Genomic DNA, 12627 nt, shown 5'->3' on the forward strand with positions numbered 1-12627 from the left:
AAGGGGAAGAGAATGGCTCCCGTCCCCTTTTCCCGATTACTTCTTCAGTTCTGCGGCGGCCGATGCCAACGTGTCGATGAACGTCTTCACATCTTTTTGCGTCACGAAAATGTTGACGGCCTGATTGACCTTCGTGACAAACCCTTCCGGCGCTGCTGAACCGTGCGCTAAGCTCGGCGCCAGCTCCGCCGTCTTGAAGTCTTGCATCGTTTGTTTGCCGTATTCATCGTACTTGGACGGATCCGCGTCGATGCGGGCCGGGATGGAGCCTTTCAGCGGGTTAAACGCATCTTGCCCTTCCACCGAACCAAGCACCGATAAGAACTTCTTCACATCGTCCGGGTTTTTCACGCCTTTCGGCAGGCCGAACGTATCGGTAATGACCATAAACTTGCCTTCCGTATTCGGCACCGGCACATAGCCGAAGTCTTGGTTCACCTTCAATTTCAAATCGTTGACAAAATAGCCCTTCACCCAGTCGCCCATCACGTACATGGCCGCCTTTCCTTCGGCGACGAGCTGGGCGGCGTCTTGCCAGTTGCGCGAGCTATGGTCTTCGTTAATATAGCCAAGCATTTTCTTAAACGTCTCAACGGCTTGTTTCACTTGTGGGTCGTTAAACGATAATTCTCCCGTCCAAAGTTTCTTGTAGTTTTCCGTTCCGAGCGTGCCAAGCAGCACGTTTTCAAACAGGTGCGTCGCTGCCCACGGCTCTTTGTCGCCTAAGGCGAGCGGCGTAATGCCCTTTGCTTTCAGCTTGTCGGCCACTTGGAAAAACTCGTCGAATGTTTTCGGCGGCTGAAGCCCGTTGTCGGCAAATACTTTTTTGTTGTACCAAAGCACGTTGCCGCGGTGAATGTTGACAGGCACGGAGTAAATGTTGCCGTCTTTGCTCACCATGTCAATCAACGCTTTCGGGAATTTGTCCATCCAGCCTTCTTTTTCATATAAATCGTTGAGCGGCTCCATTTTGCCGGCGGCCACCCAGCCTTCATTCAGCTCCGCTCCGCCGTGTACTTGGAACGTCGATGGCGGATCGTTTCCTTGCATGCGGCTCGCCAACACCGCCTTGGCGTTCGTTCCCGCCCCGCCGGCCACCGCCGCGTTTTCGACTTCAATATCCGGATATTTTTCTTGGAACAGTTTGATGAGCGCTTTTAAGCCGTCTTCCTCACCGGCTCCGGTCCACCAGCTGAAAATCTCGAGCTTCTCTCCCGCTTTTTGGCTGCCTTGTTTGGCGTCATCGGACGAAGAAGAGTTCGAGCTGCTGCAGCCCGACAGCGCCATACCGACGCCAAGCGCCAACGCCAGCCATGCGGATGCTTTCTTTCTCATGTTCCTCCCCCTTTTCCGTTTGTTTTTGAAACCCCTTTCAATGTTGAGTGTACCATGGGCCGCTTATCAATCGGCGGCTTGATTTCTTCACTTTTTTGCGTTTTTCTTCACTTTTTTGTTTTCCTTTCTCCTGTTGGGCAAACGGAAGGCTCGCTGGTACAGCTAACGGCCGGTTCGCTTCCATGGCGCGAAAAAAGCCCGTCTCCCCATCAGTGGGGCGGGCTTCGCTTCGGACGCCGGAAGAAGGGCGGAGCCTGCTTTGTCCGCGGGACTTACCTTTTGACTTGCCATGCACCTTCCTTGTTGGAGACAGCACTCCCCTTGTCAGCGCGCCTGTACTTTTTTCCGGTATTCGCTCGGCGACAGGCCGGTTTGCTTTTTAAAGACGCGGCTGAAATAGTTGGGGTCGTTGTAGCCGACTGAAAAACAAATTTCTTTTAAGCTTTGATCCGTCTCAGCCAGCGCTTCTTTCGCCCGTTCGATGCGCACGTTCGTCACATAGTCGATAAAGGTGATGCCAAACTGCTCTTTGAACAGTTTGCTGAAGTAGTACGGACTGATGCCCGCTTGTTCCGCCACCTCCTCAAGCGTCAGCGGCTCGGCATAATGGCGGTCAATGTACTCTTTCGCCTTGCCGATTTTGCCGTGAGCTTGCTGCTGGCGCCAAACCTCGAGATCAGCGGCGATGCGGTCCAGTTCATCAAGCGCCGCTCGCTTCAATTCTGCCGCCGACCGGCAGGAAGCAAAGGAAGCGAGCCGCTCATAACGAATGCCCAGCTCCGATAGAAGACGCCCGAGCCACACAAAGGTCTCTTCCGCTTTGCGGCCGGCGGCCGGCAGTGAATGAGAAGAGGCCAGTTCCTCTATATACGTCAGACAAATCATCCGGGCTTGCTCGATGTCGCCAAGGCGCAGCGCTTCAAACAGCTGTTTATCCCGTTCCGCTTCCCCGCCGGCGCGCGTCGCTTCCGCCGGCAGAAACCCCACTTGTGCTTTTTGCCGGTCGGCGTAATAATGAGCGGTCGACAGCGCCTCATAGTACGAGGAACGAAGTTGGTCAAGGCGGGAAAACGGGGAGCCGAGCCCGATATACAGCGCGGCGCCGTACCGGGCCGAAAACTGCCGCGCCAAATCGAGCGCCAATGCCTGGATGACGGGCTTCCAGGCTGGCTCGCCATCGTTTGGGCTGCGGAAAAACAAGACCGGCAGGCGCCGGTTCGCCATCCGCCCGATCCAATAGCGCGTTGGCGCCTTCCCGCTAAGCTGCTTGTCCAGCCATGATTTCCATTCGTCAGCCACCCCTGCATCCGGGAACTGAATGACGAGGAACATCCCCGACGCAATCGAAAACGGCAGCAGTTCCTTCCATCGCTCCCACTCATCAGCCGATACGTCTTCTGTCATGAGGACGGACAGCCATTCGCTTTCCACAAGCGTCTGCAACCGGCGAATCTGCTCCTCGAGCTGGCGGCTGCTCTCCTCGTGTCGCCGCTTGGCCGCCACTTCTTGGCTGACCCGTTCCAAAGCCGAAATGACCTCCTCCTTCCGGCTCGGTTTCAATAAATATTCCTTGACGCCAAACCGCATCGCTTGTTTCGCATAGTCGAACAAATCAAACGCCGACACAATAATGAACTCCAGATCGAGGCCGTCTTGGCGAATCGCTTCGATCGCTTGCAGCCCGTCAAGGCCGGGCATTTTGATGTCAATCAGCATGATATCCGGACGATAACGCTTGGCGATCTCGACCGCCTCGCGCCCGTTGGCGCCCTCGGCGACCACCTCGATATCCGGAAGGTGGTCGCTAATCATTTTGCAAAGCGCTCTTCGCTCCAACGCCTCATCATCGACGATCGCCACTTTCACCGTTCATCCCCCCTTGCCATCTTGGCAGCCATAACCGCACCGTCGTTCCTTTTCCTAGTGCAGACTCGATTTCGGCCACATCCATCACTCCGTAAAACAGCTGCAGTCGGCGAATGACATTGTGCAAGCCGATGCCGGTTGAATGGCCGCGCCCTTGCTCACGGCGCGTCCGCGGTTCTTCGCCGCGGATCAACGCTTCAAGCTCCGCTTTCACCTGCTCATCCATGCCAACGCCATTGTCGCGCACTTCCACAACGACCCGCCCGTTTTCGGCGAAAACGGACACGGACAGCTCGGCTCCCTGCTCGTACGTCTCAATGCCATGGATGAACGCATTTTCAATCAGCGGCTGCAACGTGAGCGGCGGAATCGGTTGATCGAGGCAAGATGGTTCCGCCTCTAACGAAAACTTGATCCGATCAAAAAACCGCGTCTGCTGGATGAAGAAATATTCACGGGCGATGCGCACCTCATCGGCAAGCGTCACCGTCCGCTGCAAATCACCCAAGTTGTAGCGCAAAATGGCCGCCACCGCTTCAATCAGCCGCGACGTTTGCTGGGCGTCCTCCAAGTACGCCATCTTCGCAACCGTGTTCAGCGTATTGAATAAAAAATGCGGATTGATTTGGCTTTGCAAGCTTTTGAGTTCCAGCTCCTTCACCAGCCGGTCGAGCTCAGCCTTTTGTTTCATCTCCGCAATCAGCTGCTTTAAATTGCGGCGCATGTCATTAAACGTGATCGTCAACAGCCGCAGCTCATCGTTGGTCATCGGCTCAATATCCGGCCCGTCCAGCCGCCCGTCAGCGATGGATCGGGCAGCGCGCGAGAGAAGAATGATCGGCTTCGTTAAGTGGCCGGAAAAGAACACCGCCAGCAAGGCGCCAAGCAACAACGTCGTGACAAACAATCCCATTCCCATATAGCGGAAATAGCGGTTGCGCCGCTCCACTTCATCGTACCGCCGTTGGTAGGCCGTCAGCTCATCGTCAATCAAGTTTAACGTTTCCTCTTGCAAAAAGGACGCAATGTTCATCGTTTCATGCAAGTGGGATGAGTACAAGCCAATATTTCCAGCTTGAAAATGATAGACCGTCAGCGCCGCCTCCTCCAGCAAACTTTCAATCATATGTTCATAGTTTTCCGCCGCCAGCCGGTCGGACAGCACTGGCAAGATGGCGCCGAGCTGCCGGCGGCGTTGCTGCAGCCATCGGAACTCCCGCTCATAAGCGCGTGCATACCGTCCTTCTTTTTCCGAGACGTACGCATTGAGCTGTTCCATCATTCGGTTTGCCCGCTGCGACACCTCATTGAGCAACAACAATCGGCGCATCCGTTGATCATAATCGCTCATCATCTCTTCGCTCGTCTGATACAAAAGAAACACCGCTCCGTTCAGCAAAAGCAAAAAAACGGTAAAGCAAAGCAGCATCTTCGTCCGAATGTTCATCTGAATTCCACCCCGCTGTCACCGGCGCTTTGTTGCCTGCATCGTCCTGCCGCTTCAAGTCGAACGTGTTCGAACGTCAAGGCGGCCATCTCTCATGCTTTAGCGCTCGCCAACCCTTCTCCGCTTTCAGCCCCCTCCCTACGGAGGCCTGGCAGGCCCCTTCATGGCGTGTTGACCTCATAATTGCGCGCCGGGCGCAGCGGCAAGTCTTTTTTCCGAATGACTTTCGTCTCCGTATTCGTCACCGCCGGCACGTCTTTCCCGGCGACGATCTCGGCCATCATTTTGACAGCCTTGTATCCCATTTCATACGGCTCCTGCACCACCGTCGCCGCAATCGTTCCTTTTTGCAAATAGCGGATCGTCTCCGGCAGCGTGTCAAAGCCAATAATATACGTCTTTTGCTCCCGATGAAACTGCTCGACCACCTTGGCAACGCCAATCGCATCAAGCGCGCTCGTGCCGTAAAACGCATTCACATCCGGGTGCTTTTTCAAAATCGTATACGCCTTTTCCGCGGCTTGCACACGCGTAATGTGCGACTCTTCGATGGCAACGATGCGGATTCCTTTTTCCTGTCTCACTGCATCCTCAAATCCGCGCACTCGCAGCTGTTGGTGCGCCGCCGTCAAACTGCCGGTAATAATCGCGACCGTCGCCTTGCCCTTTGTATCCTCAGCCAACGCCCGTCCCGCGAGAAAACCGGCATAATAATTATCCGTTCCCACATAGGCGACGCGTCGGCTCGTTGGAGCATCCGTATCGATCGTCACCACAGGAATATTTTTGTCCGTGATTTCGTTAATCACTGGGACAAATTCCGCTTCCGTCAACCCTTGGGTGATGATCCCATCGACTTTCGCTGCCGCGGCTTTTTTCAAAATGCGCAAATGCTCATCAATATTCGCCTGCCGCGGGCCGATATACTCGAGGTCAACCCCCAGTTCTTTCGCCGCCGCTTTCGCTCCTTTTTCCACGAGCCGCCAGTAATCATTATCGAGTTCCTCCGGCACAAGCACGAAATGATAGGCCTCTTTTGTTGTTTCCGGAACCCGTTCCTTTTCTGATTTCGGATACGCATACACGTTCCAAGCGCAATAGGCGGTGAAGGAAGCGCTTCCAATCAGCGCGGCGATGCCGCCCCCGTAAAACAGCCGTTTCCACCAATCGCGCATCTTGATCCCTCCTACCGCCATTGTACACGAACGTCGGGGCGCTAGCCTAGACAAAAGAAAATGGATGAATTGCATCTATATGAAATCCAAATAGGGGTCAGTCCGGCCGGCATCATTCGCCATACGGCGATGGCCATGCCCATCATCAAGTGCAGAGCGAGCAAAAAAACCCCGTTCCGAAACAAGCTCGCTGCATCGGAACGGGGTCTCTCCACTCGTTTATCCTTTCAACTTTTCCACTGCCTCAACCGACAGTCCAGTCAATTCACAAATCGTTGGCACATCATATCCTTTCCCTAGCATCCGTTTCGCGATGTCCATCTTGCCTTTTTCGATTCCTTTTTCGATTCCTTTTTCGATTCCCTTTTCCATCCCCCGTTGCTCATACGACACGATGAGATCCGTCACTTTTTTCGCTTCCTTCGTTCCCATTTGGTTCACCTCGTTTCGCAATTGGATTTCCTCTTGTTCGGACAGCGTCAAATACGTCTCGAAAAATCCAAACAACAGCCGCTGTTTCGCTTCGTCAAGCTCCAAGCGGACGAGCATGCGCAAAAATTCTCTTTTCACTGCCACTCTCTCACTTTCATTATACCCCATTTTGCTTAACAAGGCGGCCGCGACCGGGTTGTCGCGGCGAATGTACTCACGCCATGGCTGTTTGCGCAGTTCAACAGTAAGAAAGCGGAAATCGACAACGGTTAGGAACGGAAACTTGATGGTGAACGAGGACGGTTCATCGCGGTGTTCGTCATAGCTGAAGATGGCAATGGGAAGAATGCGACGGCGGTATTTTTGAAACAAACGGCTGACATAAATGAACATGCGCTCGGGAAACGTCGGCTGCGTGTAACTTTGGTGTTCGATATGGACGATGATCAGCCCATCTCCCCCTTTCAATTTTGTTTCCACCAATAGATCCACACGGTGCTTTTCGCCGGCCGCCACATCCGTAAACACCTCTTCGGACAAAAAGGAGACGTGGCGGAAGTCGACTTGTTCATACACGTGTGGAAAAAACAGAAGCAAAAACTCTTCAAAAAACGTCGACAGCAACTCCTTAAACAACCGGTCGTGATCGATTCGCGTTTCGGACACGGTCTCCCTCCTTGTGATATTTGAACTTTCTTTATTTTCTTCGCCGCGCCTTGGGCAAAATCCTGCCGAAAAGGCTGGTGAAAAGCATTGATTTTGTCTAAAATAAGGGGAATGTGAATGGGAAGAAAGCCCTTGTGTTGCGCGGCTTTTCACGATGAAATGACAAAGCCGCCCCGGCGACAGGCGGCTTTGTCAATCGCTTTTCCAAACGATTTAGTTTCCAGCTACTGTTTTGGCCTGTTTAAAAAACTGCGGCAAATGTTCTTTATGCGCTTCAAGCATTTCGTCCAACATTTGTTTGGCGATGGTGTCAGACGGGACAAGCGGGTTGATCGTCATGGCGACGAGCGCGGTTTGGTAGTCGCCGGTGACCGCGGCCTCGGCAGCGACGCGCTCGAACGACTTGATTTGCTGGACGAGCCCACGCACCGCGACCGGCAAATCGCCGACGGCGATCGGTTTCGGTCCATCTTTCGTGATGACGCAGTTTACCTCCACCGCCGATTCCGGAGGGATGCTCGCAATGGCGCCGTTGTTTCTCGTGTTGACCGGCTGAATGTCGCGCTTGTCGTTGTAAATGGAGCTGATCAAGCTGCACGCGGCGTCGCTGTAGTACGCCCCACCACGCTGTTCGAGCTGCGGCGGCTTGATGGCCAAGTTCGGGTCTTTGTACAGCTCGAACAGCTCTTTTTCGAGCTGCTGCACAACCTCGGCGCGCGTCCCTTTCGTTTTCGCCGCCTCCAGCTCCTCGGCGAGCATTTTGTCTGTTTGGTAGTAATACCGGTGGTACGGGCAAGGCAGCACCTTCAACCCTTTTAAGAAATCCGGCTCCCAGCCAAGGTCAACGATGTTTTTCATCGTCACACCGGAGCGGTCTGGATGGGCGACGAGATCAATCACCTTTTCGGTCACCTCGACGCCGTCCAGATAGACGTGCAAGCCAAACACCATATGGTTCAAGCCGGCAAAATCAATGTGCACGCGGTCGGCATCAACGCCAAGCAGCTTGGCGACGCCCATGCGCATGCCGATCGGCACGTTGCACAACCCGACGACTTTCTCCTGCTTCGTGTAGCGCAAGACGGCTTCTGTCACCATCCCAGCCGGGTTCGTGAAGTTGATCAGCCATGCATCAGGGCAAAGCTCTTCCATATCGCGAATGATGTCCAAAATGACCGGAATCGTCCGCAATCCCTTAAACAATCCGCCCGGGCCGTTTGTCTCCTGGCCGATCACCCCGTATTTGAGCGGGATGCGCTCGTCTTTCGCCCGTGCCTCTAGGCCGCCGACACGAAATTGCGTCGTAACAAAGTCTGCTCCTTCCAAGGCCCGGCGGCGGTCTAGTGTCAAATGAATCTCAATGGGCACACCGGCTTTTTCGACCATCCGTTTGGCCAGTGCGCCAACGATTTCGAGTTTTTCTTTGCCTTCCGGAATATCGACAAGCCACAATTCCCCGACCGGCAATTCATGATAACGCTTGATCAACCCTTCGACCAATTCCGGCGTGTAGCTCGACCCGCCGCCGATCGTCGCCATTTTCAATCGTTTATCCATACTCCTCTTCCCCTTTCGCCCTGTTGGGCATGGTATAATCAATGTAGGAATCAACCAGTGGGCTTGGAAGCGCCATCCTTTCCCAGCTATCGCACGTTCCGTCCCATGAAAGCGAGGTGTCCCGATGTTCACTCCTGAACAAATCGCCCAGTTCTCCGAGCTCGACTACGCCATTTACGACTATGTGATGAAACATCCTCATGAAGTCGCGTACATGCGCATTCGCGAGCTCGCCGAGGCCGTCCATGTCTCGCCGCCGACCGTGCTCCGCTTTTGCAAAAAGGTCGGATGCGAAGGGTTCAGTGAATTTAAAACGAAATGGAAGCTGTATTTGCGCGAGACAAAGCGAACCGCGATCATCAGCAGTCAAGAGGCGCTTAAGGAATTTTTCGAACGGACGCTGACCGCCGATTACGAGCGGACCATTCTGGATGCGGCAGCCGCGATCGCCCGGGCGGATCACGTGATTTTTGTCGGCTCCGGCAGCTCCGGCATTTTGGCTGAATACGGATCGCGCTATTTTTCTGCCTTTCAAAAGTTTTCCGTCTACATCAAGGACCCGTTTTTTCCGATTTACGGCCATTATTTCCACAACTGCGCCGTGATCGCCTTGTCGGTGTCTGGAGAGACGTCATATACGCTCGCCCAAGTGCACCGGTTCAAGGAAAACGGCAGCACGATCATCAGCATCACCAACCGGAAACATTGCACACTCGCGAACATCTCGGACTACAACTTGACGTATTATGCCACCGCCGAGCGGATGGGACAGACGGATGTGACAACACAACTGCCGGTCGTTTATTTGCTTGAGCGGCTCGCGAAGGAAATGTACCGGTTGCTGCCGACGCAGACTGACCGCGGGCCGAGCGGGCGGTGACAAAGCTACAGCTCGGCACCGTTCGTCGCAATCACACGCTGATACCAATAAAAGCTTTTCTTTTTGATGCGGCGCAAATCTTTTTCCGATTCATCGTCACGGTTGACGTACACAAATCCGTACCGCTTTTGGTAGCCGTTCAGCCAGCTGAGCAAATCGGTGAACGACCAAACACAGTAACCGAGCACATCAACCCCATCCGTGATGGCGCGTTGAATTTCTTGAATATGGCGGCGCAAGTAGTCAATTCGATAATCATCATTCACGATATCGTCTGGTTCCAGCGTATCGAACTCACCTAAGCCGTTTTCTGTAATCAAAATCGGCAGCCGGTAACGATTGGCAATGCGGCGGAGGCCAATCCGCAAGCCAACCGGGTCAATCGCCCAATCCCAGTTCGTCGTATCGACATACGGATTGCGCACGGTTTTAAACAGTCCTGGAATGCCGCTCGAAGTGGATGTTCCTTTTTTTCCCGTCGTATTCATCACACCTTCTCCGACGCCATCTGGCGGATTATGCTCAACGGTCGTCGTTTGGTAATAGTTGACTCCCATAAAGTCCGGCTTCGCCTCTTGGAGCAGCTCCCAATCGCCCGGCGCCACCGTCGGCTCGAGCCCTTGCGATTCAAGATAGTTCCAAGCCGCCTGTGGGTACATTCCCCACGCATACACATCCATCCACCAATGGTTTTGGAATTCTTCCGCGTTTTCAAAAGCGAGCACATTTTCCGGACGGCTGTCGTACGGATACATTGGCGAGTAGGCAAAGCTCGGCCCGATTTTTCCGTCAGGCACGTAATGACGGAACGATTGAATCACCTTCGCATTCGCCAAATTGGCGATATGGTTTGCCTCATACATACGTTTCATGTCTTTTACGCCCGGCGGATGCAAGCCAAGCCGGTAGCCCAAAGAAATGAAAATGTTTTGTTCATTGAGTGTCACCCAATATTTGACCCGGTCGCCAAACCGTTGAAACAATGTCACAGCATACCGGTCAAAATCATCGATGATGCGCCGCGATTCCCATGCCCCATAGGCATCCATCAAGGCTTGCGGCACGTCCCAATGGTATAACGTCACAATCGGCTCGATCCCATGGGTTCGCAGCTCCTCAATCAAGCGGTCGTAAAAATCGAGCCCTTTTTCATTGACGGCCCCGTTTCCATCCGGAAACACGCGGCTCCATGACACCGAAAACCGATACGCTTTCAACCCCATTTCCGCCATCAATGCTACATCTTCTTTATAGCGATGATAATGATCGACAGCGACGTCGCCGTTGGTCCCCTTAAACGTTCGGCCCGGCTGTTTGGCAAACACATCCCATACCGATAATCCTTTTCCATCTTCGTTCCACGCCCCTTCGACTTGATACGCAGCTGATGCTGCACCCCATAAAAACCCGGGCGGAAACGGTTTCAGATGGCGATGCTCCATTCAGATCGTCTCCTTTCTCGCAACAACGTCGATGAATCATTCTATCACCAATAAACCGTGTTTGGCGAAAAAAGTAAAGGGCGCGGCGGCTTTTTGTAACGAGACGAACGTGAAAAACAATTGTTTCTTCGGAGTAACAAACTGTTACAAAAAGGATAAGAAAAGCAAGCGCGCAGTATGCAAAAAGCAACCGTGAGGACGTTTCATGAAATGCGAGCAACGGCACTCTCCATCCTTGTAGAGAAACACAAGAAGAAAAAGGTGCTCCGTTCCATTGAGAGCACCCTTTTCCCCATAAAGGCCCGTCTTCAGCCCATTTATGTTTGGGAGAAATATTCAACCTAATCCATCGAGCCGCCATACAGATGAAGCGTTACGGCAAAAAGATTTTTCCCGGATTGAGAATGCCGTTCGGGTCAAACAGCTGTTTCAACCGTTTCATCCAAAGCACGGCGTCTCCTTTTTCTTCACGCAAAAACGCCCGTTTGCCAATGCCGATGCCGTGCTCTCCCGTGCACGTGCCGCCGCGCGATAAGGCATAGCGGACGATATGGGCGTGCACGCGTTCGATCCGCGCCATCTCATCCGCATCGTTCGGGTCAAAGGCAAGCACCGTATGGTAATTGCCGTCGCCGACATGGCCGAAAATCGCGGCGGTCATGTTCTGCTCGTTGACAAGCCGGCGCGTATCGGCGATCGCCCCCGGCAGCTCGGACAGCGGCACGCACACATCAGTTGAGAGCATCGCCTTGCCTGGATAGGCGGCTTGAATGGCGAACGCCGCATGGTGGCGCGCTTCCCAAAGCTTCGCGCGGGCGAGCGAGTCGGTCTCGACCACAAACGAAACGGCGCCCTCCCCTTCGCACAATTCGTTGACAAGCTTTGTTCCGTCCTCGACGCTTGACGGGCTGCCGCTCAGTTCAATAAACAGCGTCGGTTTCACTGGATAATCGGTTTTTTTGTACGCATTGACCGCCGCGATCGTCGCCTCGTCAACGAGCTCGATTTTCCCCGGACCGACGCCCGCTTTCAGCACGGCAAACGCCGCTTGCGCTGCCGCCTCAAGCGACGGAAAGCACACTTTGATGGCCGTTGTCGCCTCCGGAATGCCATGCAGGCGGACAATAAGACGGGTGAACACGCCAAGCGTCCCTTCCGATCCAACGAACAAGCCGGTCAAGTCATAGCCGGCCGACGATTTCACCGCCAAGCTGCCCGTTTGCATGACCGAACCGTCAGCGAGCACCACCTCTAATCCGAGCACTTGATCGCGCATGACGCCGTATTTCACGCAGTTCGTGCCGCTCGCGTTCGTCGCCGCCATGCCGCCGATCGTCGCGTCCGCCCCCGGATCGACCGGGAAAAACAACCCGTATCGCTTCAGCGCCTCATTCAGCTGCAGCCGCGTCACCCCGGGCTCGACGATCGCCAAAAAATCATCGGGACGAATGTCAATGATGTGGTTCATCAACGTCAAATCGAGGCTAATCCCGCCTTGGACCGGAATGACGTGCCCTTCCAAGCTCGTGCCGGCGCCAAACGGTGTGACCGGAATGCGATGCTCGTTGGCAAACGCCATCACCCGGCTCACTTCCTCCGCCGTTTTCGGAAACACGACGACATCTGGCGCATGCGGCGCATGGTAGGCGATGCCTTTGCTGTGGTGTTCGAGCACCGTTTCATTGATGCTCACCCGCTCGCGGTCGCCGATCAATTCCAGCAGTGATTCGTATACGTTCATCGTTCTCCTCCTCACCCGATCGGATCAAGCGGTGCCATCCATCGATGCGCCACCTTTTCTCTTGACGCACTCTGATGGTGGATCGA

At 54.2% G+C, this 12627-nt stretch carries 9 protein-coding genes; 1 reads left to right on the forward strand and 8 read right to left on the reverse strand.

Annotated elements, in window-relative coordinates:
• Positions 1–36: 36 nt before the first annotated feature.
• The 6 genes from GT3570_RS15725 to GT3570_RS15755 form a co-directional block, all read right to left on the reverse strand.
• Positions 37–1335 carry an ABC transporter substrate-binding protein gene (locus GT3570_RS15725; protein ID WP_014196864.1) on the reverse strand — a complete coding sequence of 433 codons (1299 nt, stop codon included), beginning with the start codon at positions 1333–1335 and terminating at the stop codon, positions 37–39.
• A gap of 324 nt (positions 1336–1659) precedes the next feature.
• The gene (locus tag GT3570_RS15735) at positions 1660–3201 is read right to left on the reverse strand and encodes a response regulator transcription factor (protein ID WP_062898994.1); all 1542 of its coding nucleotides are present in this window, start codon (positions 3199–3201) and stop codon (positions 1660–1662) included.
• Entirely contained in the window at positions 3179–4648 is a 1470-nt protein-coding gene (locus tag GT3570_RS15740) for a sensor histidine kinase (RefSeq protein WP_011232679.1), read from the reverse strand. The genes GT3570_RS15735 and GT3570_RS15740 overlap by 23 nt, the downstream gene beginning before the upstream one ends.
• A gap of 161 nt (positions 4649–4809) precedes the next feature.
• Positions 4810–5823, reverse strand: a complete 1014-nt coding sequence (locus tag GT3570_RS15745) for a sugar-binding protein (protein WP_042379337.1) — start codon at positions 5821–5823, stop codon at positions 4810–4812.
• A 219-nt stretch (positions 5824–6042) separates the two neighbouring features.
• Positions 6043–6921 (reverse strand): Rpn family recombination-promoting nuclease/putative transposase, encoded by an 879-nt coding sequence (locus GT3570_RS15750; RefSeq protein ID WP_023634299.1) that lies wholly within the window; start codon positions 6919–6921, stop codon positions 6043–6045.
• 213 nt (positions 6922–7134) lie between these two features.
• Positions 7135–8478: a 6-phospho-beta-glucosidase gene (locus GT3570_RS15755; protein WP_011232682.1), complete on the reverse strand. Its 1344-nt coding sequence runs from the start codon at positions 8476–8478 to the stop codon at positions 7135–7137.
• Positions 8479–8602: 124 nt separating this feature from the next.
• Here GT3570_RS15755 and GT3570_RS15760 point away from each other — a divergent pair, with 124 nt between their 5' ends.
• A complete protein-coding gene (locus GT3570_RS15760; RefSeq protein ID WP_011232683.1) occupies positions 8603–9358 on the forward strand; it encodes a MurR/RpiR family transcriptional regulator in 756 nt (251 codons plus the stop codon).
• Between the two features lie 5 nt (positions 9359–9363).
• Here GT3570_RS15760 and GT3570_RS15765 read toward each other — a convergent pair whose 3' ends face one another.
• Positions 9364–10800, reverse strand: coding sequence for a glycoside hydrolase family 1 protein (locus GT3570_RS15765; RefSeq protein WP_014196870.1), 1437 nt, complete (start codon positions 10798–10800; stop codon positions 9364–9366).
• Positions 10801–11173: 373 nt separating this feature from the next.
• The gene (locus GT3570_RS15770) at positions 11174–12541 is read right to left on the reverse strand and encodes an FAD-binding oxidoreductase (protein WP_062898995.1); all 1368 of its coding nucleotides are present in this window, start codon (positions 12539–12541) and stop codon (positions 11174–11176) included.
• Between the last annotated feature and the right edge of the window lie 86 nt (positions 12542–12627).

Source organism: Geobacillus thermoleovorans, assembly GCF_001610955.1.
Lineage (GTDB): Bacteria > Bacillota > Bacilli > Bacillales > Anoxybacillaceae > Geobacillus > Geobacillus thermoleovorans.

Bases quoted from the DNA above. Each gene is read 5' to 3' on its own strand.
- GT3570_RS15765 (WP_014196870.1), bottom strand. From the start codon at position 10,800: ATGGAGCATCGCCATCTGAAACCGTTTCCGCCCGGGTTTTTATGGGGT.
- GT3570_RS15745 (WP_042379337.1), bottom strand. From the start codon at position 5,823: ATGCGCGATTGGTGGAAACGGCTGTTTTACGGGGGCGGCATCGCCGCG.
- GT3570_RS15760 (WP_011232683.1), top strand. From the start codon at position 8,603: ATGTTCACTCCTGAACAAATCGCCCAGTTCTCCGAGCTCGACTACGCC.
- GT3570_RS15740 (WP_011232679.1), bottom strand. From the start codon at position 4,648: ATGAACATTCGGACGAAGATGCTGCTTTGCTTTACCGTTTTTTTGCTT.
- GT3570_RS15770 (WP_062898995.1), bottom strand. From the start codon at position 12,541: ATGAACGTATACGAATCACTGCTGGAATTGATCGGCGACCGCGAGCGG.
- GT3570_RS15755 (WP_011232682.1), bottom strand. From the start codon at position 8,478: ATGGATAAACGATTGAAAATGGCGACGATCGGCGGCGGGTCGAGCTAC.
- GT3570_RS15725 (WP_014196864.1), bottom strand. From the start codon at position 1,335: ATGAGAAAGAAAGCATCCGCATGGCTGGCGTTGGCGCTTGGCGTCGGT.